General features: G+C 40.5%; 15 protein-coding genes. 5 read left to right on the forward strand and 10 right to left on the reverse strand.

Features of this window, described 5'->3' with window-relative positions:
* Window positions 1-22: 22 nt before the first annotated feature.
* The 4 genes from ruvA to yidD all read right to left on the reverse strand — a co-directional run bounded on the left by ruvA (window position 23) and on the right by yidD (window position 5,012).
* Window positions 23-658 (reverse strand): Holliday junction branch migration protein RuvA, encoded by a 636-nt coding sequence (gene ruvA, locus HGR01_RS20440; RefSeq protein ID WP_045870658.1) that lies wholly within the window; start codon window positions 656-658, stop codon window positions 23-25.
* Entirely contained in the window at window positions 655-1,404 is a 750-nt protein-coding gene (locus HGR01_RS20445) for a sucrose-phosphate phosphatase (RefSeq protein WP_045870953.1), read from the reverse strand. Before HGR01_RS20445 ends, ruvA begins: the two co-directional genes overlap by 4 nt.
* Window positions 1,405-2,529: 1,125 nt before the next feature.
* Window positions 2,530-4,041 (reverse strand): threonine ammonia-lyase, biosynthetic, encoded by a 1,512-nt coding sequence (gene ilvA, locus HGR01_RS20450; protein ID WP_045870657.1) that lies wholly within the window; start codon window positions 4,039-4,041, stop codon window positions 2,530-2,532.
* Window positions 4,042-4,724: 683 nt separating this feature from the next.
* On the reverse strand, window positions 4,725-5,012 hold the full coding sequence (yidD, locus tag HGR01_RS20455; RefSeq protein WP_045870656.1) for a membrane protein insertion efficiency factor YidD: 288 nt from the start codon (window positions 5,010-5,012) through the stop codon (window positions 4,725-4,727).
* 246 nt (window positions 5,013-5,258) lie between these two features.
* Here yidD and HGR01_RS20460 point away from each other — a divergent pair, with 246 nt between their 5' ends.
* Window positions 5,259-6,092: a zinc-dependent peptidase gene (locus HGR01_RS20460; protein WP_045870655.1), complete on the forward strand. Its 834-nt coding sequence runs from the start codon at window positions 5,259-5,261 to the stop codon at window positions 6,090-6,092.
* 107 nt (window positions 6,093-6,199) lie between these two features.
* Here the strand turns inward: HGR01_RS20460 and HGR01_RS20465 are convergent, their stop codons facing one another.
* From HGR01_RS20465 to HGR01_RS20475, 3 genes are all read right to left on the reverse strand, one after another.
* A complete protein-coding gene (locus HGR01_RS20465; protein ID WP_045870654.1) occupies window positions 6,200-6,985 on the reverse strand; it encodes a nucleoside phosphorylase in 786 nt (261 codons plus the stop codon).
* 644 nt (window positions 6,986-7,629) lie between these two features.
* Window positions 7,630-8,736 carry a Kelch repeat-containing protein gene (locus HGR01_RS20470; RefSeq protein WP_045867356.1) on the reverse strand — a complete coding sequence of 369 codons (1,107 nt, stop codon included), beginning with the start codon at window positions 8,734-8,736 and terminating at the stop codon, window positions 7,630-7,632.
* A gap of 4 nt (window positions 8,737-8,740) precedes the next feature.
* On the reverse strand, window positions 8,741-10,249 hold the full coding sequence (locus HGR01_RS20475) for a GH3 auxin-responsive promoter family protein (RefSeq protein WP_045867357.1): 1,509 nt from the start codon (window positions 10,247-10,249) through the stop codon (window positions 8,741-8,743).
* Window positions 10,250-10,915: 666 nt separating this feature from the next.
* Here HGR01_RS20475 and HGR01_RS20480 point away from each other — a divergent pair.
* The 4 genes from HGR01_RS20480 (at window position 10,916) to HGR01_RS20495 (ending at window position 21,267) form a co-directional block, all read left to right on the forward strand.
* Window positions 10,916-12,670, forward strand: coding sequence for a ShlB/FhaC/HecB family hemolysin secretion/activation protein (locus HGR01_RS20480; protein WP_045867358.1), 1,755 nt, complete (start codon window positions 10,916-10,918; stop codon window positions 12,668-12,670).
* A 146-nt stretch (window positions 12,671-12,816) separates the two neighbouring features.
* Complete coding sequence (locus tag HGR01_RS20485; protein WP_052335017.1) at window positions 12,817-15,810, forward strand: filamentous hemagglutinin N-terminal domain-containing protein; 2,994 nt, start codon at window positions 12,817-12,819, stop codon at window positions 15,808-15,810.
* 452 nt (window positions 15,811-16,262) lie between these two features.
* Window positions 16,263-18,440, forward strand: coding sequence for a caspase family protein (locus HGR01_RS20490; RefSeq protein WP_045867359.1), 2,178 nt, complete (start codon window positions 16,263-16,265; stop codon window positions 18,438-18,440).
* 190 nt (window positions 18,441-18,630) lie between these two features.
* Complete coding sequence (locus HGR01_RS20495) at window positions 18,631-21,267, forward strand: CHAT domain-containing protein (RefSeq protein ID WP_045867360.1); 2,637 nt, start codon at window positions 18,631-18,633, stop codon at window positions 21,265-21,267.
* A 5-nt stretch (window positions 21,268-21,272) separates the two neighbouring features.
* Here HGR01_RS20495 and HGR01_RS20500 read toward each other — a convergent pair whose 3' ends face one another.
* The 3 genes from HGR01_RS20500 to HGR01_RS20510 form a co-directional block, all read right to left on the reverse strand.
* Window positions 21,273-21,887 carry an acyltransferase gene (locus HGR01_RS20500; protein ID WP_045867361.1) on the reverse strand — a complete coding sequence of 205 codons (615 nt, stop codon included), beginning with the start codon at window positions 21,885-21,887 and terminating at the stop codon, window positions 21,273-21,275.
* 500 nt (window positions 21,888-22,387) lie between these two features.
* Complete coding sequence (locus HGR01_RS20505; RefSeq protein ID WP_194007851.1) at window positions 22,388-23,134, reverse strand: sterol desaturase family protein; 747 nt, start codon at window positions 23,132-23,134, stop codon at window positions 22,388-22,390.
* A 43-nt stretch (window positions 23,135-23,177) separates the two neighbouring features.
* Window positions 23,178-24,200 carry an aromatic ring-hydroxylating oxygenase subunit alpha gene (locus HGR01_RS20510; RefSeq protein WP_045870147.1) on the reverse strand — a complete coding sequence of 341 codons (1,023 nt, stop codon included), beginning with the start codon at window positions 24,198-24,200 and terminating at the stop codon, window positions 23,178-23,180.
* Between the last annotated feature and the right edge of the window lie 64 nt (window positions 24,201-24,264).

The following is a 24,264-nucleotide window of genomic DNA, read 5'->3' on the forward strand; positions in this document are numbered from 1 at the left end:
TTTAACACTCAGTACTTACAATTTAGCACTCAGCTTGACTGCTCAGATGTGCGATCGCTTGTTTAATCCAGTCTTCCACATAAGCGTCTTTGGGCAGTCCAATGTCTTCGCTAACGACGTGCAAAGCGTGGCTGACTTCGTGGGGGGTATAGCCCAAAGCAAAGAGAGTCATTTGCACTTCTTCGAGAATACCTGGTGCTGGCCCGCCTGTGGCGACGAAGAAACCCGCTGATTTACGCCATTCGATTAGTTTGCTTTTCAGTTCTAAACAAATGCGTTCAGCGGTTTTCTTGCCAACACCAGGGGCTTGAATGAGAATTTGGATATTCGCAGCGATAATTGCTTGGACTAAATCGGGTAGTTCCAAGGTGTCTAATAAAGTAATCGCTAACGCTGCACCAATCCCACTGACGCTTTGCAAGTGGCGGAATAAGTCTCGTTCTGCTGGGGAAGCAAAGCCATACAACAAGGGTACTTCTTCCCGGACTTGGTAGTGGGTAAAGATTTGCACCATTCCTCCCGACTCCGGCAAAGACTTAGTCAGCCGTTGGGGAATTTGCAAATCATACCCGATGTTATTCACCTCAAGGGTCAGAATAACGCGATTATTACCAATTGTTTGAACACCAGCTACGATACCTTTGAGATAACTAATCATTCTAAAAATCCAAAATATTTTAGTCCTTCCAGAATGCCACCTGCACAAAAATTTTGTGCGAGGTAACGGTAATTAGCGGGATACTGATTGTGCCACTGAAGTAACTCAGGGCGGGCATTCCCGACGATAATCCCCCGTTCGTTGCCTACAGCGAATAAAGCAATATCATTACCTGAATCACCACAGACAACAGTTTGTTCGGCTGCAAATTTCCACTTTTGACGTAAAAATTGCATTGCCTGACCTTTATCGCTGGTTAGGGGAACAATGTCAAGATCAATTCCACTGCTGTAGATTAACTTTATCTGTAAATTATGTTTTTGCAACTGTAGCTCAAGTTGCGATAAAATACCAGGTGCTACTGCTTGTTCTAAGAAAAAGCTGACTTTAAAGGGACGCTGTTCGGAATCTGGTTGCAAAATTAACTCAGGATATTTTTCAGTTACCGATAATACTACATTGCGCTCCCAATTCTGCGAAAGAATTTCTGACCAACCAGCATCAGGGTTATCACTACCATCGAGGTAAATTTCTGTACCCACAGAAAGGACGAGGGCATCTGGTGGCATTAAGTTTTTTTCAATTTGCAATTCTCGGTATAATTTTGGCGATCGCCCTGTAGCATAGACAATTTTAGTACCGTAGGCTTGGCGATGTTGCTCTAAGCGATCGCTTAATTCTACAAGTGCCTCGTCATTGCCGACAAAGGTATGGTCTAAATCAGTTACAAATAAAAAACTAGTCACAGCAACTCCTTGAGTGAGATTTTCCACCAACAACTAAGCTAAAACATAAGGGACTGTGAAGAAAAAAAATATCTATCGTTTTCCGTACTTTTGGCGCTGATGTGGGATGCGTTACTTCCACGCCAAATTAGATCCCCGACTTTTTGCAAAAGTCGGGGATCTGGGCCAAGGCGCAATACACTTGGGTTAAGCTCATTAGCCATTGATTTGTCATACCAATTTGAAAAAAGAATGCGACAGATAGTAGGGGCAAGGCATTGCCCAGTGGTGTTAACTTCACGTGAAACCCGCTTTGTAGCTAGGTTTTCGCCCTCACCCCCAACCCCTCTCCCGGCGGGAGAGGGGAGCAAGAGATTTAATTCCCCTTCTCCCCCAGGAGAAGGGGTTAGGGGATGAGGGCGCGAGGTATTTGTACAACGCCCGCCCTATATAGCTTTTAGCTTAAGTTGACACAGGTGGGCTCGCAAACATTATTTGAATTGGCATCACTTATTAAAGAAGCCAGAAGAATTGGGGGATTCTCCCCCAAACCCCCGATTGGGTGACGGTTGCGTCCCCCAAACCCCCTCCAAAATTATTGTTCGGTTTTTTGTTGAGTAACTAGTTTTTTGGTTTTGTGATCAATTAATTTTCTTAACTGAACTGTATTTGCTTATATTCAGGACTTACGCAAGCAAAATTTGTCATTGCGACCGTAACGAAGTGTAGGGAAGCAATCCCAGAATATCAGGCAATACTGCTCGGTTAAGGATTTTCAACTCGGAATTTGGTTTGGGGAAAAGGTGAAAGGGTAAGGGTTAAAGGTTTTTTCTTGCCCCTTTTCCCCTTCCCCTTTTCCCCTTAACCGACAAGTATTGGAATATCAGGCGATTACGTCGCTTTGCTCGTAATGACATAATTACGTGACTTTTGCGTAAGTCCTAATAAGTAACCACGCAAAATTAATTACAGTCATTGCGAGCGCAGCGTAAAGCCTTCGGCATAGCTTCGCTTAACGCGTAGCGTCTCGAAGAGAAGCAATCTCAACCCTTGCGATTGCTTCATTCCGCTCCGCTCCATTCGCAATGACATTTTGTAATTAATTTTGTTTAACTACTTATTGATCAAAATTGAGCGCAGAGACTATTATCCCAAAAACAACTTGTAGGCGGGGTTCTTGTTTTCATCCCAATACTGGTAACCAAGGGTATCCAAAAATGCTTGCCACTCTGCCATCTCTTGCGGTGGAACTTGGATACCGACAACAATTTTTCCGTAGTCTGCTCCATTATTGCGGTAGTGGAACATACTAATATTCCAGTTAGGACTCATGGAACCGACGAATTTCATTAACGCCCCTGGGCGTTCGGGGAACTCAAAGCGGTAGAGTAATTCATGTTCTGCTAGGGGTGAATGTCCGCCTACCATGTGGCGTAGATGCAGTTTTGTCAGTTCGTCGTCGGTGAGGTCGAGGGTTTGAAAACCGCAACTCTCAATAGTTTCTCGCATCTTCACCGCATCGGCACGGTTTTGAACTTGCAAGCCGACAAAAATATGTGCTTCTTGGGCGCTGGCAATGCGATAGTTAAACTCAGTTAAATTACGATTGCCGATACATTCACAAAATTTCCGCAGACTTCCCTGTTCTTCGGGGATGGTGACTGCAAAAATAGCTTCGCGACGTTCCCCCAGTTCGGCGCGTTCCGCGACAAAGCGCAAACGGTCGAAGTTCATGTTCGCACCGCAAGCCACAGCAACTAAAGTTTGTCCTTCGATTTGTTCTCGTTCCGCGTAGGCTTTAGCAGCTGCGATCGCCAATGCTCCCGCTGGTTCTAAAATGGAACGGGTATCTTCAAATACATCTTTAATCGCCGCGCAGGTATCATCGGTATCTACCAAGATGATTTCATCTACATATTGCTGACACAGGTGAAAGGTTTCTTCCCCCACTTCCCGCACTGCTACGCCATCAGCAAATAAACCCACCTGAGATAATCTCACCCGCTTTCCAGCTTTCAGCGATTGACTCATTGCATCCGCATCCACTGGTTCCACACCAATGATTTTGATTTCTGGACGCAACCGCTTCACATAAGCCGCAATTCCCGCAATCAACCCACCACCACCAATCGCCACAAAAATTGCATGGATGGGTTGTTGATATTGCCGTAAAATTTCCATACCAATTGTACCCTGTCCGGCTATGACATCGGGATCATCAAAGGGGTGAATGAAGGTAAGTCCCTTTTCGGCTTCTAGTTGCCGGGCATAAGCATAGGCATCATCGTAGGTATTACCATGTAATACCACGTGTCCACCTCTGGCTTTAACTGCATCCACCTTTACCTGGGGTGTGGTTACTGGCATGACAATAATCGCTTGCGTTCCCAAGCGGCTAGCAGATAAAGCGACACCTTGGGCATGGTTGCCGGCGGATGCGGCAATCACACCTTGCTTTAATAAATCTGATGGCAGGTTTACCATCTTGTTATAAGCGCCACGCAGCTTAAAAGAAAATACTGATTGCATATCTTCCCGCTTCAGCAATAGCTGATTATTCAGTCTGCGAGACAGATTTGGCGCATACTCTAAAGGTGTTTCCTGGGCAACATCATATACACGGGCAGTGAGAATTTGAACCAGGTAGTCACAATACATGAGCGTCAAGGGGGTAGCAGATGCCGGATGGAGAATAATTGTACGCTAATTTTGGGGCATTGGGCATTGGGCATTGATGAGGCTTTTAGCTTTGGTGGTGATTGAATTAGGACTTAGGGACTTCCAAATAAAAAAATATCCCAGTATGTATTGTGGGGTGGACATCTTGTCCGCCCAGTTTATGTGGCGGGCAAGATGCCCGCCCCACAAGATGGAATAATTTATTTCTGGGAAATCCCTTATGCCAATTGCAACCGAGAATGCAATTAACGCGTAGGGGCAATGCCGTGCCCCTACGTGTCAACTTAACCTGAAACCCGCTCTTGTGCAAGGTTTTGCCCTCACCCCCAGCCCCTCTCCCGGCGGGAGAGGGGAGCAAGAGATTTAATTCCCCTTCTCCCTGAGGGAGAAGGGGTTAGGGGATGAGGGCGAGGGTATTTGTACAGGGCATTGCCTTGCCCTCTACAATCAATATATTGATGTGTCGCAAACATTAAGGTATGGGCACGGCACCAGTAAGATAATTTGGTATACCACAAGATTGTGGATGCCGTGCCCCTACAAAGACTTTATTTGTCGCAAACATTATTTAAATTGGTATCAGTCAGTGGAAATCAACCCAACTATGTTAAAAACATAAATCGGCTTGAAATCCTTACCAATGACAAATGACCAATGACCATTTAAAGTGGTATGCAGCAAGGAACTACAATACATCCACCCTCAGCTTTGGTTTGGAGAGTTTTAGCGGCTATTTTACATGATTGAAATCGCTGGGGAGCTGTTTTGATAGCCGTCATCAAGTCTTGATTAATTAGAATGTGCTTTACGTAGTCTGAGCAAGATTCGCTTCCATATAGCAAGCGATGGGGACAGGAGAAACCTTTGCGCGGGGAAAGATGTTTTTGATATATATTCAAAGATGCGATCGCAGCCTGGGTAGCCAAAGTTTCCATCGTACTAACTGCCATAAAACCAGCCGAATCAGAAACTACGATTTAATCTTGTACTTCAGTTAGCAATGATCACTCTATCAAAAGGTTTAACTTCAAAATTCCTGAGAGGCGGGGGAAAGGGTAAGGGGTAAAGGGGAAGGGTTTTAAACCTTTACCCTTTTCCCCTTACCCATTAATTGCCTCGGTGCGTTGCGCTACGCGACAACACACCCTACATTTAACTTTAGACAAAATCTCAATATTAATTAACTCTCAAAAACAATGATACCAGCAATCATTGCCTTTCTCATGATTGGCATAGTTATCACCGCAATTTTAATCAGTCCCCTGTTAATTAAACAACGACGCAAACGTTTAAAATCTCGTCCTTTTCCACCTCTATGGAATGCCATTATTGAAAATAATCTGCCGATTTATCTCCAACTTTCACCCCCAGAACGCAGACGACTTCAGGGACATATTCAAGTCTTCTTAACCGAAAAACAATTCATTGGCTGTAAAGGATTACAAGTCACAGAAGAAATGAAAATAACTATTGCATCTGTGGCTTGTTTGCTATTACTCAATGAACGAGGTGAATACTTCTCAAAATTGCGTTCAATTTTAGTTTATCCCAGCGCTTATTTAGTAACTGAAACCGTCGCTACGGGAGAGTATGTAGTCGAAGAAAGGCGAGAAGCCAGATTAGGTGAATCTTGGAGTCGCGATCAAGTGGTACTTTCTTGGGAACAGGTGCAACAAGATACGCAAAACTGGCAAGATGGACATAATGTAGTGCTGCATGAATTTGCCCATCAATTAGATCAAGAAGATGGTGACACCCAAGGTGTACCGATTTTACCAAATAAATCAGATTACCCAATTTGGGCACAGGTAATGACAGCAGAATATCAACAACTCTGCAATGATGTGCAGCAAGGTGTGAAAACTGTGATTAATAGCTATGGTGCAACTAATCCTGCTGAGTTTTTCGCAGTCGCCACAGAAACCTTTTTTGAGAAGCCTCATCAGTTGTTACACCAGCATCCGCGATTATATGAGTTACTGCAACGTTACTATGAAGTTAATCCTCGGCAATGGGGATTTAAGGATTGATAAATGAAAAACTCCACCCACAAGGGGATGGAGTTTTTGGGCATGGGGAATCGGGCATGGGGCATGGGAAAGAACATACCAATGCCCAATGCCCAATGCCCCATTCTCTAGCATTCAGCACTCAGAACTGTTTGGGCTGCAGATATAGCAGTTGCGATCGCATTCTCAATGGCAATATCTTTCTTGGGGAAGATGATATCTTCAGAAACAGTACGTTGAGCAACTACAGCGCACACAGCAGCAGCAGCAAATTGGTAAACTCCTGCCATTTTAAATAGTGTGCCGCATTCCATTTCATAGTTCAAGATATTTAAGTGGCGATATTCTTCGGTAATTCCTTGTAGCGATCGCATTAAATATGGATTAGCTGAATCTATGCGTTCTTGTCCTTCATAAAAGGTATCGACTGATGCTGTAATTCCTAAATGATGCTCAAAACCTAATTTTTGTGCTGCTTTGACTAAAGCAACTGTGAGAAACGGATCGGCTGCGGCTGGATACTCGATAGGTGCAATATCATTAGCTGCACCTTGGCGACACAATGCGGCATTACTAATCACAATACTACCAACAGCTACATGAGGTTGAATTGAGCCGCAAGTACCAATGCGAATAATTTGCCGGATTCCTACCTGGACTAATTCATTAACTACAATACTTAAGGAAGGCGCACCCATGCCACTAGTCGCTGATAAGATAGGGCAACCATTGGCTAAATATCCTAAATAACTATTCAGCCCCCGATTATCTGATAATAATTTCACATTTTGCAAATGATTTTGGGCGATTAGAGATGCACGTTCCGGATCGCCAGATAACAGCGCTAATGTGGGCGGTTTTGCACCCAAATCCGCTTGTTCAAAGCCAATGTGGTAAAAGCGTTTACTGCACATAAGGCAACAGAATTCAGTTCAGAATCATCTTATACCAATTTGCAAACAGAATGGGACAGATGGTAGGGGCAAGGCATATTGGTGTCAACTTAACGTGAAACCCGCTTTGTAAGTAACCACGCAAAATTAATTACAGTCATTGCGAGCGCAGCGAAGCAATCTCAACCCTTGCGATTGCTTCATTCCGCTCCGCTCCATTCGCAATGACATTGTGTAATTAATTTTGTTTAACTACTTAGCTAGGTTTTCGCCCTCACCCCCAACCCCTCTCCCACCGGGAGAGGGGAGCAAGAGATTTAATTCCCCTTCTCCTGGGGGAGAAGGGGTTAGGGGATGAGGGCGAAAGTTTTGTACAACGCCCGCCCTATATCGCTTTTAGCTTAAGTTGACACATAAGGGCACATTGGTGTCAACTAACGTGAAACCCGCTTTGTAGCTAGGTTTCGCCCTCACCCCCAACCCCTCTCCCGGTGGGAGAGGGGAGCAAGAGATTTAGTTCCCCTTCTCCCCCAGGAGAAGGGGTTAGGGGATGAGGGCGCGAGGTATTTGTACAACGCCTGCCCTATATAGCTTTTAGCGGTAAGTTTTGTCCCTTTCCCCCTTTCTCCCTTTCCCTTTCCCCTTCTTAATGCGAGTTCTATTGTTTAATTAATTTCTAAAATATATACATCATTATCAAAACTATTATTACCTGCAGAAGTATCAATCCATAAGCCACCATACACAATCATTTGATGATTAAATTGAATAGTTGAGTGACCAAATCTTGGAGGAGGAAATTTACCTGCTATTTCTGGAACAGTGTAAGTATAAGTGCCAGAATTAGCTGCTGATATATCAGGCATATTTAATAATACGACATCGCCAATCGTTACATGGCTAATACCATTACCGGGTGACATTCCCGCAAATAAAACGAGGTGATCTGCAAATTCTCCATAGCCATGAATTGTGCGCCAAGGAATTGCATTTTCATCATCATATTCTTCATATTCATCATAATCATCTTCATCATCATCAGGGAATAAAATGTTGTATGTATAGTTTTCTATGCCTTCTACTTGGGCTTGTTGCCACTGAAAGTTTGATATATTTTCATTCTCTAAATCTGGAATTTCTAAAGTGAAGATATCTAAGCAAAATCCCCCGTAAGCAGCGTCTCCCAGAAATTTAACTAAGGTGTTACCGCGAATTTTTAAACCTGCTAAAGCCGCGCTAGAAGATTTTTCTGGTGAGATATTTAGCCACTGCATTTTAGTCAGGTCGAGAATATGTAGTTCATCTCTGGCAGTGTAAATATCATAAGAACCACCATCAATAAATAATTTATCTTGAAATATGACTGCACTATGATGACAACGTGCGTCTGGTGGAGTTCCCTGGGGGATAATTTCTGACCATTGCCAAGTTTTGAGATTGAGAATGTGAAGGGCAACATCACTAAAAATATAGCCGCCATCTTGTGATGTTTCATATCCTCCCCATACCAGCATTTTATCCTCATATAAAACGGCAGTATGAAAGCTTCTATTGGCAGGAATATTTCCCGAAACTTGAGGTTGTGTCCAAGTCCAAGATTCTAAATCAAGCAAGTGAACATCACATAAAGTTTCAGATGTATCGTTCTTTTCTCCACCAAAAATAATCATGGAATTTTGATATGTAATGGCAGAATGACCGTATCTAGGTTGAGGTAATTCACCCAAAATCTGAGGCTGTTTCCAAATAAATTGTGGGGGTTGTAATTTCATAAGTTTATATGCTTTGCAATTCTTGTAAAAGTTCAGTGCTAATAGGTGATGTTGCCAAAATTGGATGCTTAATACCTCCCCAAATACTTCCTGTGCGGAGACGATGTAAGGCTAATATCTCTGGAATTTGAGGAGAAATTATAACTTGCGGTGGTGCCAGTTGACCAAGCGATCGCGCCCTTTGATAATGATATGACTGTGATAACACCTCATCTAGTTGTTGAGCCAGGATTTCTGGTGTTGCTGGTGCTGAATCGAGTAATAAAATATACTGTGCTGGCTCGGCAAGACTGACTAAGCTTTTAAAACAGCCTTCTGGTAAATTCATGCTATGCAACGCATCATGGACAAAGTTAGATTGCAACTTCTCCCCCACCAAATCGCTGACAGCTTGATGTCTTCCCAGAAACTCTAAACAGGGGGTTTGGCGATAGTAATGCGTCACCCGGATGCGATCGCCTATGCGATAACGATACAAACCGCCTTTCTGTGACAAAATTATGGTGTATTCTTCTCCCTGTTGGAGTTCGTGTAAACGATACACCGAACCGCTATTATCCTCAAACTCAAAAAACACTTCATCCAGAACCGGAACATAACCCCCAGCCGCAATTAAGGGAATCGTCATCGGTGCTTCGGTGGCTAGTAGTCCTTTCCCTTGAAGCAACACCCCCGGAAACTGCGATCGCAATCCTTTGGCTTGATCGGCGGCGTTGGCGCTATCCCAGCAAGAAATCAGCTTTAAATCTGTCCATAGTTGCGTCCAAGGTATCGGATTTTCGCCCAGAAGTTGCAAGCGCTTGCGCGATATTTTATTGTGTAATTCTTGTTGTAATAATGCTTGATTTTCTTGGATGTATTTTAAATGTACTTGCAGAAAGCTCGGACTCCAAATCGAAATAATTTCTAATTTTTCTGATTGTAATAAAGCCAACGCTAGTTGATGTTTAAATTCTTGGGCGTTGTGTAGGCGATTGAGGTTAGTTGGCATGACTAACCAAGGACGCAGCAACCACCGCAACCAGCCATCTAAATAATCTAAGTCGTCTTGTAAAGATGTGGAATCCGTGACATTTAATTGCGGCGATATACAAGCGTAAATTTTACCAGTAGAAAATCTCGGGCCATGTTTAATTAAATCATAAGCCCACACACAAAACATTTGATTAAATGAGCGTCGTAAAGACAAAGTATAAGGAATCCATTTTATCGCCCCACTACTGCCTGAGGTTTTTTCATAAAATAAAATTGGTTCGGTAGTTAAGGGTATTTGCTGACGCTTTTGATGTCCTAAAATCCAAGGTGCCAACGCATCATAATCAACAATTGGCACATCTTGCCAATCGGCTACAGAGCGAATTTTTAAGGCTTTGCCATAGTCGCTAGCAATCAGGCGATCGCAAATTTCTTGCTGTACAGATAGCTGTGTTAATTCTGGAGCAACTAATGCTTGTTCAAATCGTTGGTAAGTATTGGCAAATAGTTGCCCAAAACCTTGAATAATCGGGCGCATAGTCACAATTAAAGTTATCTAATTAACTAGATGTTAGCGTATAAATAACTGCTTGTATTGATATTTACTTATAAATTCAAACCCCCTATAAACAATGTAGTACCCGCTATAAATTAGACCAATTCTATTACTGAAGCCAACGTATCAAACTTTTAATATCTGATTCTCTGACTGAAATAAAAGTTCTCTTTAATGCAAGTTGTTTGACCTTAATTTTTTAACCACATATCTTGAGATTGTGACCCATTTTGTTGACTCATAATCTCTGCAAACCTAGCTACATAGAGAGAATAAGATAAACCTGAACAATCTATATATTATTTAAATAAAAAATATAAAATTATTTTGCTTCAGCGTTTATAAATAAATGTATAATCACAGTAAATGAGGAAAAATCAGCTTTTTAATTTGTAGTTGCCTGGATTTGAGTTAATTAGTGCATATAGATGACTTAAACCTCCAGACAACGCTGTAATTTTTCCAATTTGTGGGAATAGCCGTCACTAAATCAATTCAATATCTCTGCCAACAAACCAGCAATGTAATTAGTGCGATCGCCCAGGTAATGTCGTCACAAAAAAAGCGATGCAAGTAACTGCTATGAGCAAAATTGCTGACTGAATATTTGAGAACGCAGACAACACCACAAAAAGCTCAAAGACATCGATGAACTTAAAATTGCTAACAACAAAGATAATTAGCATGGGCAATTATGCGATCGCCAAACATCTTTTATTTGCCTTCTGGCTGCTAATGTCACCTGCGATCGCTCAAACTTCTCCCATCCCCATAGACACCAAACCAAATCCCAATCTTGAAAGGTTTCCCCAACCTTTACCCACACTTCAACCCCTTCCACCCAAACAAGAACAACCAACTCTTCCAGTACCACCACCCACACCCACACCAGAACAGCCAAATATCACCATACCCATCACTAAAATTGCTGTTGTCGGTAGTACTATCCTCACTCAAGAGCAAATTACCACAATTACCCAACCCTTTGAAGGGCGTTCCATCACTCTCAAAGAACTCCAAACCGTTGCAGATAGTATTACTCAGCTTTATTTAAATCGAGGTTATTTAACCTCTAGAGCAATTATCACAGAACAAACAATTACTGATGGGATTGTCAAAATCCAAGTAATTGAAGGTTCTTTAGAAAAAATCGAAATCAAGGGAACTCAAAGGTTGAATCCAGGCTATGTACGTAGTCGTGTGAACTTAGCAGTTGGTAAGCCCTTGAGAGCCGATAAGATAGAGGAGCAATTACAGCTACTCCAACAAGATTCTCTATTTACCAGTGTAGAAGCTCTTCTTACACCAGGAACTAATATCGGTCAAAGTATTCTCACAGTGCGAGTTAAAGAAGCCAATACCATTAGTGGGAATATTGGAGTAGATAACTACTCATCTGCGGCTGTAGGTACCCCACGTTTTGGAGGTGTCATTAGCGATCGCAACCTTAGCGGTTTAGGTGATGAATTTAGCGCTTCCTATTATCGTTCGATCACTGGTGGTTCTAACTCCTTTGACTTTAGCTATCGATTACCAGTCAATGCCATGAATGGCATATTGCAACTACGCTATTCTCCCAGTGATAGCAAAGTGACGCAACCGCCATTTTCAGAGTTAAATATTACAGGCGATAACCAGTTGTATGAAATCAGCTATCGTCAACCCTTGGTGAGAACTCCCCGTGAAGAATTTGCCTTATCTTTAGGTTTAACATTGCAGAATGGGCGCAATACCTATATATTTGATGGCATCCGGAGGCCTGTAGGTATTGGTTCAGATAGCGAAGGTAAGACCAGAACCAGAGTTTTAAAGTTTGGGCAAGATTATATTAAACGCGATATGCAAGGTGCATGGGCATTGCGATCGCAATTTAGTTTTGGTTTAGATATCTTCGATGCCACGATTAACTCTGATGGTATCCCCGATGGTAGTTTCTTTAGCTGGTTAGGACAAATACAGAGAGTACAACGCCTGGGGAGAGACAACTTACTCATAGCCCAAGCCGATATCCAACTGACACCAGACACCTTGCTATCTGCACAACAGTTTTCCCTTGGTGGTGGACAATCTCTGCGTGGTTATCGCCAAAATGCCCGTACAGGAGACAATGGTTTTCGGATATCCCTAGAAGACAGGATAGCAATTTTACGCGATCGCGCCGGATTACCAAACCTGCAACTTGCACCATTTGTCGATATGGGTGCTGTCTGGAACACTGTCAACAATCCCAGTCAACTACCAAAGCAAACCTTTTTAGCATCTGCTGGCTTAGGGATACTGTGGGAACCCCTACCCCGCCTACTGATGCGCCTAGATTATGCAGTTCCCTTCATAGATTTAAGCGATCGCACTCAGGATATGCAAGACCAAGGTTTTAGCTTTAGTGTCAACTACAGTTTTTAACCTCACTTTTGTGAAATTCCTGGAGTCAGCAAAGCACAGCTAAACCAACGTCATTCTCTCTACAAAATGCTGATGTGTTGGTTTGGCTTCTCCTAGAAAACTATACATTTACCTAACTTCGCCACAATCAAATTAGGAGTCCTAATATGTCACAAATTATCTTGGGAAAATCAACTAAAAAACAGCACCAATTCAACCAAATCACAACTCTATGGGCTGTGAAAAATTACAAATATTCTCTATTTCTCAGTTTCCTCTGTATTTCTTTTTTTGTAGATGGACTAATAAATAAAGCCATAGCTCAAATTACATCAAACTCCAATGATACGAATACAGTCCTCAATCAAATAGATAATACTATTAATATTGAAGGTGGCACCAAAACAGGTTCAAATCTCTTCCACAGCTTTGATAAATTCGGACTCGATCAAGGTCAAATTGCTAACTTTAAGTCCGACTCTTCTATTCAAAATATTTTCGGTCGCGTTACTGGTGGTGAAGCTTCAGTGATTAACGGCTTAATTCAAGTTACAGGTGGTAACTCCAACCTATTTTTAATGAATCCTGCTGGGATTATTTTTGGTTCTAAAGCTAGCTTGAATGTTCCCGCAGCATTTACAGCTACCACAGCCAATGGTATTAGGTTAAATAATCAATGGTTGAATGCAGTTGGTACAAATAATTATAGTAATTTAACAGGCAATCCTGATGCTTTTGCTTTCAAGCAATCAGGAGGAGGAATTATTAACAATGGTAATTTAATTGTTGCTTCCGGGCAAAACTTAACTTTATTAGGCGGAACGGTAATTAGTACAGGAAGAGTAGAAGCAGCAGGTGGACAAGTAAATATTACTGCTGTACAGGGAGAAAAATTAGTTACCATTACCCCAGAAGGAAGCTTGTTGAGTTTGGGGTTACCTGTAGATACAAAAGCAGCAATTAATTCTTGGCCTACACCATTATCATTACCCGCTTTACTCACAGGAGGAGGGTTAAAGTTAGCGACTACTGTCGTTGTTGATCAAAATGGGAATGTGAAACTCAAGGATTCTGAATCTATACAAGTAGGAGAAACTAGAATCAATCCTAGAGATTTGAAAGTAGATAGTGATGGTGTTTTAAGATATGTAAATTCTAATGCACCTGTAGGTAATGGCAATGTAGCAATTGAGCCTTTAAGAATTAATGTAAATAATAATGAAGTTAAACCATTTAACTCTAATACACAAATTCAAAACGGAGATGTATTAGTAACTTCTTTATATGCAAAAAATGCCACGCTATCAGCAGATAATAATTTTATTTTTCAACCTAGTTCATCAGTTGATCCAGGTGATAATCTTGAACCCAGAGTTTTCAACGAATTAACTACATCTGGTGACTTAAAGTTATTTGCTCAAAACAAAGTACAACTGACAGATTCTGTGGATGATCCAAATGAGGAGTCAGAACAAGTGATAGCAAAAGTTGTACAAGTTGGAGGTAACTTAACAATTCAGGGTAACCAAGGAATTGATATAAAATTTAGGAGCAGACCCGACTCTATTATACAAACGGGTAACAAGTTAAGCCTAATTAGTAATGGCGATATTATTGGTGATGCCCGTTTTGCTACTGGGGGAGATTTCTCGGTTCTTAACTTGTCTGGTGGCACAGGAAATTTAACTTTTGGCACTTCAGACGGCACACCTTCTTATCCCATAATTAGCTCTAATGGTGATGTTTATCTTGGAAATTACACAGGCCCTGCTCTCAAAGTAGAAGCCAGAGGCAGTATCTTTGCTGATCACATTACAATTAATGATAAAAATAGTTCTTTACAGGGGACAGATCCAGATATTTTGGTTTTAGCTAGCAGCTCATCATTAATATTAAGAGCTGGCTTAGATAAATTGCATAATACCCCAAATTATTCACCAGAAACAGCAGCCACATCACCAGGAAGCATTACTGTGAATGGTAATATTAATATTACATCACCAGATAATAATTTGGGGCCTGTAATTCTTGCTGCTAAAGGTAATATTAATGTAAATGGTGATATTTTAGCTCAAAACTCAGGTAAATTTATTAATACAGGTAGCCCAGTTATATTAAATTCATCCCAAGGTAGTATTACCGTCGGAAATATTATAGCTGGGAATACTATGCTTGTGAGCGAAGGAGACATTATTGCCAAAAAGATTGAGAATCCTCAATTTAATCGGAACCAATATAACACCTCATCAAGTATAGGATTTTTAAATTCTCGAACAGGGAATATTATATTAGATACAATTAAAATCAGGTCAGGAAGTATAGATATTAGTGCTGGTGGAATTTTTCAAGCTAAAGTCATTGAAAGAATCGATTCCCAATTTAATGGGCCACAGCTTCCAGTTAGCGTTTTAGCTTCACGTTACATAAATATTAAACACGGAGGTGAAAAGTTTGAGCAAGGCATTAATATCGAAAAGGATCAGTTAGGAAACCCAATTTACAGAATAGGTGAAAAAGATACTTCAGAAAAGATTTATTTTAAGCCTGATGCTAAACAAGTTTTCTTTAGGGGTAATCCCATAAAAATATCAGATTCAAAGTTTGTCTTCAGAAATAAAAATGGTGATTTAGTTCCTTTACCTGGAATAAGAGACGAAAGAGAATCAATTTTTGTTGATGAAAACGAAAACCCTGTTTTAGATCAGCCTATAGGTGTTAGAGATTTTCAGGATAACCCGAATAAACCTAATCCTTCTACAAATGCTAGTTATACTAGCGGATTAATTATCCTTCAAGAAGGACAAAACGAACAACTTAAAGGTGTCTATCAAGATACACAGCTTGGTTCTAGTAAGGGGATTAGCGTAGTTACTGCGCCTCGTACTAAACCCGTCAACCTACAAAACCAGTTGATTAATCAAAACTCTCAAAAAGATACTTGTGAACCTACAAATCAAAGCCTGACTTTACAGCAAAGACTCAAACAAGCAGGTGTAATAACCAGAGATACTTCAAAATCAGGTAACGCCAATACTTGTGAAAGCGCCACCCAAATAAATATTCTGCAAATTATTCAAGATAATCGCATAGAAACTATTCCGATTAATTTCAATTCTGTATCTCAATTAGAAATTAATCGTAGCCAAGACATAGATTTCTAAGGAGATTGAAAACTTAACGCTGGTATTAATCAGGGCTGTCAACTGTCAACAGCCCTCACGATGAATTGTGCATATTTATGCATCAACCTTAAGGAATCAGGACTTACCCAAGCAAAATTTGTCATTGCGACCGGAACGTAGTGTAGGGAAGCAATCCCATAGTTTTAGGGGATTACGTCGCTACGCTCGTAATGACGTAATTCCGTGACTTTTGCGTAAGTCCTAGGAATAAATGTATAATCACAATCATCGGGTGGAAATTTAGATTTTTAGCTGAAATTTGCTGATATAGGACTCATATTTGATTTTTGAAAAAAACTAAGTACACTTTTATTTCTTCTTCCCTGTTAACCGTTTCCTGTTCCCTCTTCCCTCCCTACGCAAATAATTTCTCCGAATCAAAGCGGATTCCTATATTTTTGTCAATTCCTCCATCAATTACCTAAATCTTCATGCAACGCCGTAAATTTATCCAATTTGCAGGAACAGCGCTAACTACAGTAGGTTTGAGCCAATTCGATATTATTAGTCAAGCAAATCGTTACGCTCAAGTTTTGGCACAAAGTACACCCCGTAAATTAGCTTTGTTGATAGGTATTAATCAGTATCCCGCTAGTCAAAGATTTAGTGACTTACAAGGATGTGTGACTGATGTAAACTTACAACAGGAATTATTAATTCACAGGTTTGGTTTTAGTAAAAATGATATTCTGCGGTTAACGAGTGACTCATCTGATCAGCAACCTACACGCAGCAATATATTAACAGCCTTTGAAGAACATTTAATTAAGCAAGCTAAACCAGGAGATGTAGTAATTTTCCATTTTTCTGGTCATGGTTCTCAATTGATTGACCCCACCCCGGTAAAATTATGCCCCAATCAGCAATTTAATAGCGATTTAAACAGTACTCTTGTTCCGGCTGAAGATGGACAAAATAAATTAGTCCCAGATATTATGGGACGGACGCTATTTTTGCTGATGTCTGCATTACAAACAGATAATGTTTCCTTTGTTTTAGATAGTTGTCACTCTGGCGGTGGTACTCGTGGTAATTTTAGAATCCGTTCTGTACCAGGTGATGATTTACTACCCAGTAATGAAGAAATCGCTTATCAACAACATTGGTTAGAAAAATTACAAATTTCTGCACAGGAATTTGCTCAACAGCGCTGTGCAGCATTGCGTAAAGGTGTAGTGCTTGCTAGCGCTCAACGAAAACAAGCAGCAGCAGATGCTACATTCGATGATTTTTATGCAGGTGCATTTACTTACTTATTAACTCAATATTTATGGCAACAAACGAGTGATGTGGGTAGGGCGATCGCACAATTAACTTCTGGTTTAAAGATGTTCAGAACTCCCCAAAAGCCTTTAGCAGATGGGAATCAAAACCAGCCTGTGTATTTTATCAACCACAAGTTACCACCTGCTGATGCTGTAATTACGAAAGTAGAAGGTAAACAGGCTACCATCTGGTTAGGAGGAGTAGACTCAGAAAGCCTAGCCAGCTTTGACAAAGGCGCTGCTTTCACCATAGTGGATCAAAAAGGGCAAGCATCTGCACAAGTGCAATTAGAATCCCGTCAGGGTTTAGCTGCTACCGTGAAGTTGCAACCAGGGGGAAAAGTTGCATCTCTGCAACCCGGAATGCTGCTACAAGAATCCAGTCGTGTAGTTCCAGCTAATTTGCAATTAATCATCGGTATTGATCCCTCCCTCGCCGAAGAAACGAATGCGGCGACACAAGCGCTTTCCCAAATCAACCGTATTCAAGCCGTCGCAGCCAAATCGGGAAACGTACCATATCCCTCAGATGTGCAATATATCTTGAGTCGATTGACTGCTAATTATCGGCAACAATTACAACAACAAAATATATCGAATCTGCCAACAGTGGGTAGTATTGGTTTATTTACTAAAGGCTTAGAAATTATCCCCCAATCTTTTGGCAAACTAGGAGAAACAGCACCAGCAGCAGTTTCGCGGTTACAACCAATTATTAAATCTTTTTTGGCAGTTGCAATCATCAAAAAAACTTTAAATTCTACAACTTCAAAGCTGGATGTAGAAGTAGCAATGAGTTTAGTGGAACAACCCCAGCAACCTATTTATAAAACATCGACAATTAGAAGCAAAAATAATCCCAGTGCATCACAATCAGTTAGTTCACAGAGATTACCAGTAGCTAAACTATTTCAGTTGCAAGTTACCAACAACGAATCTACTCCAGTTTATTTAACAAGTTTGCTGATAGATTCTACAGGTGGGTTAGTAGTGGTTTTCCCCTATCAATGGCCTGCAACCGAAGAATCTACACTGTTAGCACCAAAAACAACTCGCACCATCGGCGATCCAAGACAACTGAAGCTGAAAGCTATCGATAAAGGTACAGGAGAAGCGCTAATAATTGTCAGTCGTTCTCCCCTGAAAAAAGCTGTCAAAACATTAGTAGCTTTAGCCGCAGAATTAAATCGTAGTTCCGGCCCAGTAGAGTTAAGAGAACCAGTAGAAGTCATGGGGGATTTACTAGATGATTTAAGTAGCGATCGCTCAGGTAGTGCCAGTACAGAAAAAGAAATTCGAGTAGCGGATATGGCAACTTTATCAATTGCTTTTGAAGTGGTTTAAAGATATCAACTCAATATTTTAAAAACGCCGAATTTTTCCCAAATCATTTCATAAGATAATGAATTTCAACAAGTTAGACTTTTGAACAGTAGAAAGAAAAATACCTAAGCCACAAAAATACTGTTTTTATTCATAATTTTGGGTTTCAGTTGCATAGAAAATAGAGATAATAGCAGCAAGGAAAACAGAAATGCCAAAGAGATATAAATTAATCAAACTAGTAATTTTTATCACTTTGCTAACAGGCTTTTTACCTGGGGAAACAAATTTGACAACTGTTTCTGCTACACCAATAGCCCAAACTGTTACTCCCCAGGAAGCCGATCGCATTTTTAAACAAGGTGTAGAACAGTATCAAGCCAAGCAATTACAATCTGCTATTGGGTTTTGGCAGCAAGCACTAACAGCTTATCGTAGCCTGAAAGACAGTGTAGGTGAAGCCACGACCCTAAAAAATCTGAGTGCGGTTTACATAGAACTGGCTGATTATCCGCAAGCGATCGCCCATTTACAACAATACTTGAATCTGACGCAAAAGTTGCGCGATCGCCAAGGTGAACAAGCGGCGATAGTAACTCTAGGAGACATCTATCTCAGCCAGGAAAACTATGCTAAAGCAGTGGAATTTTATCAACAGGGTTTAAAAAATATTCCCCCATCCCAGCCAAATTTAGAAGCAGCAATTATTCTCGGTAATTTAGCCAAGGCTTACAGAGTATTAGGTCAATATAATAATGCCATTGAATTAAATCAAAAAGCTTTGCAAATATCGCAGATATTAAAAGACCGCAAAATCGCAGCGAAGTTATTAATTAATCTGGGGAATGCTTACAAATCTTTGGGCGATTATGATCTGGCATTTAAAACTTTTCAAGAAAGTTTAAAGATTGTCCAAGAAATTAAAGATAGCACGGTGGAATCTATTGCTTTAGGAAATTTAGGTGCGGCGGCGGCTGATCAACAAAAGTACGATCAGGCAATTGCTTGTCATCAACAAAGCCTCAAAATTAGTGAAGCAATTAATGATGCTACGGGTAAAGCTAGCACTTTAATTAACTTAGGTTCTAATTATTATTCCTTAGGCGATCGCACCAAAGCCCTCAGCTATTATCAGCAGGCTTTAGAAATAGCTAAAACTGCCAAAAATCATCAACTTGAAGCCGAATCTTTAGGTGGTTTGGGATTAATTCACGAAGATTTACAACAGTATTCCCAGGCAATTCAACATCAACAACAAAGTTTAGCAATTTTCCAGCAGATTGGTGATATAGCAGCCCAAGGTATGATTTTTAATAATTTGGGACATGCCTTTTTTAGTGCTAGTAAATTAAATGATGCTGAATTACAATTGCGTTCGGCAATTAAACTCCTTGATAGTCTCCGTTTGGGACTGAGTGATATCTATAAAGTTTCGATTTTTGATACCCAAGTCTTTACTTATAATCTGTTACAACAAATTTTAATTACTGCTAAAAAACCAGAAGCAGCTTTAGAAGTTTCCGAACAAGGACGCGCCCGCGCTTTTGCGGAATTACTTACTAGAAAATTAAATGTCAATGCTGTTAAACCTCATTCACCTGTAAAATCAGAGGCTTATAGTTCATCAGCAGCTACTTCGCCTAATATAGAAAAAATTCGCCAAATTGCCAGTCAACAAAATGCCACAATTGTAGAGTATACTATCATTCCTGATGATGATTTTAAATTTCGTGGTAAACAAAGAGCTAGAGAACAAGAATTATTTATTTGGGTAGTGCAACCAAATGGTAAAGTTAATTTTCGTCGCCAAGATTTAAAATTTTTGTGGCAAACAGAATATAAGTCATTAGCCAACTTAGTTAAAAATAGTCGCCAATTTATGGGGATTGACGATGGTCGTGGTATTTTTTCTACAGAGGTAATTTTCAATCAAACCAGTCAAAAGGAGCAGTTACAACAACTGCATAAAATTTTAATTTCACCTATTGCAGATTTATTACCATCAAACCCCACCGCAAATGTTGTTTTTATCCCTCAAGAGTCTTTATTTTTAGTTCCCTTTCCAGCATTGCAAGCTAAAAATGGAAAATATTTGATTGAACAACATACTATTTTAACTGCACCTTCAATTCATGTACTAGATTTAACCAGAAGTTTGAGAGAAAGAAGAAATAAAAATAGAGGAGAAAATACTTCTATCAGAGACTTGCAATCATCAGCTTTGATTGTCGGTAATCCCTCACCCATGCCGAAATTATCTAAAATTCAGTTAAAATCGCTCCCAAATGCCGAGAAGGAAGCACAGGCGATCGCTAACTTGTTACAAACAACTGCAATGGTTGGTGAACAAGCCACCGAAAGAAACATTCTGCAAGAATTACCCAAGGCTAGACTGATACATTTAGCTACCCACGGCTTACTAGAATACGGTGGACAAAATGGTACCAGTTATGGGCAAGATTTGGGAATACCAGGTGCGATCGCGCTGGCTCCAGATTCACAACAAGATAACGGTTTATTGACAGCCGATGAAATTATCAATCTCCCACTGAATGCAGAATTAGTTGTTCTCAGTGCTTGCAGTACTGGACAAGGTAGAATTTCTGGTGATGGTGTGATTGGTCTATCTCGTTCATTTATTTCTGCGGGAACTGAAAGTGTGTTAGTCTCTTTGTGGTCTGTTCCCGATCAAGCTACAGCCGAGTTAATGACCGAATTTTATAGCCAGCTACAGCAAAATAATCATAAAGCCCAATCTTTGCGAAATGCTATGCTCAAGCTGATCAAAGAGTATCCTGACACTCCCAAAAATTGGGCGGCGTTTACTTTAATTGGAGAAGCAAGGTAAATTAATTACAAATTATCCACCTGCTGATTAGGATAAATGTTTGTCCCAGCCGGAACAAATGTACCATCGCTAATGGCTACACCAGGAACAAGAACGCATCCAGCACCCACAAATACATCGTTACCAATTTTGACTTTCTTGACATACAACATTAAGTCTTGTTTGCGGGGTTTGATGATATGGGAAGAGATAGTGATACGATGTCCCATAATTACGCGATCGCCTATTTCAATTAAACCGCGATCGGCAATTTCTAATCCTGGTGTCCAGTAAACATCTCGCCCTACTTTAGCGCCCCATAATCGTAACCAAAACGAAAATGCGCCTGGAATCAATCGCAATATTGCTTCCAATACAGGAATTGCAATATAAATTACCTGAATTTGATGACTACCCCACCAAGGACTATATGAGTTACCGCGTAAATAACTAATACCCTCCTGCACAGGATATACCCATTGATGTAAGCGGTAAATTAGCACAGGTAATCCATAAAGAGTAAATAACACTGCCAAAATGCTGAAGATGCTGGGTGAATAGGCAAGGTAGACGATAGCAGCCCCAGTTAGTATTAATATCAGGGTAGGAAAAAATAAGAGAATTTTACTTAAAAATGTCATAAAAATAGGGCATAGGGCATAGGGCATAGGGCATTGAAAGAGTTACAGCACGTTTGAAGTAAGTGAGGTACATTATGAGTAATGAGTAATGAGTAATGAGTAATGAGTAGGAAATTTACTTATTACTCATTACTTTTTTCAATTAGTTGCTGTAGCTCATAAACATCGAATCTGCTGTATTTTCATACCTTGGTTGTAAAGACAGCAATTGCAGATAAATGAAGTAACCTTGTAGGGGCAAGGCATTGCTCAGTGGTGTCAACTTAACGTGAAACCCTCTCTTGTGCAAGGTTTCGCCCTCACCCTGTGCCCCTCTCCCACAGGGAGAAGGGAGCAAGAGATTTAGTTCTCCTTCTCCTGGGGGAGAAGGGGTTAGGGGATGAGGGCGCGAGGTATTTGTACAACGCCCGCCCTATATCGCTTTTAGCTTAAGTTGACACGTATGGGCATTGCTTTGCCCTGGCAATTCTCTGTACCTCTCTAACTTGTCATCTGCTGGATTATGAAAATGGCCATAAAAGTTTTTGGCTTAATGATAAAGAAGTAAAAATTCCGAGCGCTGATGGTAAATCTTTGCTTTCATAATAAGTTTTATGGAACTTGTCCCACAATTTCAAATTAGCCCCATAATTGCAATTAAACACTTCGCTGCAATGATGCCATGCATGATCCTGGGGTAAAATTAACCAAGGAAATACAAATCGATAGAGCCAGCTATTTTCATCAATTATCAAGCGGCTATGTCGCCATAAATCTAAGGCAGAAGTTAGACTAACCCCTAGTAAATAAGCCGTGGGATCGGATAGAAGATACAAAAATAAAGTGTGTATCCATAAATAAATAATTAGCAAACTTGTCCACAGCGTATTACGAGAAGTACCTAATACATCCATCTGTGTCACAGTATGATGTACTTGATGGACTGACCATAAAAAGTTACTATGTAATAATCGATGATTCCAATAATATAAATAATCAACTAAAATAAAACTAATAATAAAAGCTAAAATAGGTGCTATTTCTAAAATCCCTTGGAATTGGGGGAATAAGTAATGGTAAATTCCATAAACTAAAGTAGCCTGTAATAAAGGAATCACAATTCCTTGAATCATTAAGCTGACAGTATCTAAAAGCCAATCCTCATGACTTTTTGATTTGAGTTGAGTTCGCCCGAATTGATTATTAATTGTCCATCCAAGCAAAACAATAAATGTAACAAAAATGAGAATTTGTGATAAGTTATGCATAATGAATAATAAAATTTCCAGCCTAATTAATAAGGAATTATTCTCAAACCCAAAATCTTACCTTTACCGATTGATTAGGTAATAATCTCGGGTCTTCTCCACGAGAAATTGCTGTTCTAATTGACTCTACAAATACATGAATTGTGTCCGCAGGAGTGTTAGAAAATTGTGTACCATATTTTGCGATCGCTTCTCCCTGAATCCCTAAAATTTCAATGTCCTGGCGGATAATATGTTGAGCCGTCCACCACACCAAAGGACGTGCTAATTTGTTCCAGATGCCATAGTTGTAAGTGACATCTGTATAAACTAAGGTTGAATGATCGCCTTCTGGGATAGATTGACTGGTAATAAACAAATGGCGATCGCGTCCCATTTGATATTCCACAGAGGTAATATTGGGCATATAAAAGCGATCGCAATGTTGAATCTCTGCAGCATCTCGATTCAGAAAACGGCTATACCAGCCTAAATTACTGGTTTCATGGCGATACTCTACCAAAACTGCACCATTTTCCCTTTCCACAGTCATTTCTAACTTTTGTTGGCGAGAGGTACGGAATACTCCAGGATGTACAAAAGCTGTGTGGGGAATATCAATAAAATTCTCTGCACAATTAGTCACGTTGTTAGCAAAACGATTAATTACCCGCACCGTCTCCCAACCAGCTTCTCCATAATATGGCATGGAAAATGGCTGAAACTCTTCGCTGGGAGTCTCCGCTAACCGCACATATATATAACCATCCTGTTCTTTAGTAGCGTAACGCTTGGCTTGACGCTGCTGCGAAGGTGTGAAATCCTCTCCCTCAGCCGGAACTGCAATCACCTTGCCATTTTCATCATATACCCAACCATGATAAGGACATTGCAAAGCACCTTTACAGACTTTACCAGTTGAGAGACGACTACTGCGATGCAAACAGCGATCGCGCAACGCTACAGGTTGTCCATCTTCGCCACGAAATATCGCTAACCACTCGCCTAAAACGGTTCTTGCTAATACCTTGTTTGGTGGTAGTTGCTCAGTGAGTGCGACAATATACCAAAAATCTGCAAATTGCATGGTTGATAGTGGGAATTGCTGAGGACTATTTTGCTACTTTAGGCAATAAATACAAGCTATTCTA

It is taken from the genome of Tolypothrix sp. PCC 7712 (genome assembly GCF_025860405.1).
Lineage (GTDB): Bacteria > Cyanobacteriota > Cyanobacteriia > Cyanobacteriales > Nostocaceae > Aulosira > Aulosira diplosiphon.

Coding starts and splice junctions, on each gene's coding strand:
- ruvA (WP_045870658.1), bottom strand. CDS start 658: ATGATTAGTTATCTCAAAGGTATCGTAGCTGGTGTTCAAACAATTGGT.
- ilvA (WP_045870657.1), bottom strand. CDS start 4,041: ATGTATTGTGACTACCTGGTTCAAATTCTCACTGCCCGTGTATATGAT.
- yidD (WP_045870656.1), bottom strand. CDS start 5,012: ATGGCAGTTAGTACGATGGAAACTTTGGCTACCCAGGCTGCGATCGCA.
- HGR01_RS20460 (WP_045870655.1), top strand. CDS start 5,259: ATGATACCAGCAATCATTGCCTTTCTCATGATTGGCATAGTTATCACC.
- HGR01_RS20465 (WP_045870654.1), bottom strand. CDS start 6,985: ATGTGCAGTAAACGCTTTTACCACATTGGCTTTGAACAAGCGGATTTG.
- HGR01_RS20470 (WP_045867356.1), bottom strand. CDS start 8,736: ATGAAATTACAACCCCCACAATTTATTTGGAAACAGCCTCAGATTTTG.
- HGR01_RS20475 (WP_045867357.1), bottom strand. CDS start 10,249: ATGCGCCCGATTATTCAAGGTTTTGGGCAACTATTTGCCAATACTTAC.
- HGR01_RS20480 (WP_045867358.1), top strand. CDS start 10,916: ATGAACTTAAAATTGCTAACAACAAAGATAATTAGCATGGGCAATTAT.
- HGR01_RS20485 (WP_052335017.1), top strand. CDS start 12,817: ATGTCACAAATTATCTTGGGAAAATCAACTAAAAAACAGCACCAATTC.
- HGR01_RS20490 (WP_045867359.1), top strand. CDS start 16,263: ATGCAACGCCGTAAATTTATCCAATTTGCAGGAACAGCGCTAACTACA.
- HGR01_RS20495 (WP_045867360.1), top strand. CDS start 18,631: ATGCCAAAGAGATATAAATTAATCAAACTAGTAATTTTTATCACTTTG.
- HGR01_RS20500 (WP_045867361.1), bottom strand. CDS start 21,887: ATGACATTTTTAAGTAAAATTCTCTTATTTTTTCCTACCCTGATATTA.
- HGR01_RS20505 (WP_194007851.1), bottom strand. CDS start 23,134: ATGCATAACTTATCACAAATTCTCATTTTTGTTACATTTATTGTTTTG.
- HGR01_RS20510 (WP_045870147.1), bottom strand. CDS start 24,200: ATGCAATTTGCAGATTTTTGGTATATTGTCGCACTCACTGAGCAACTA.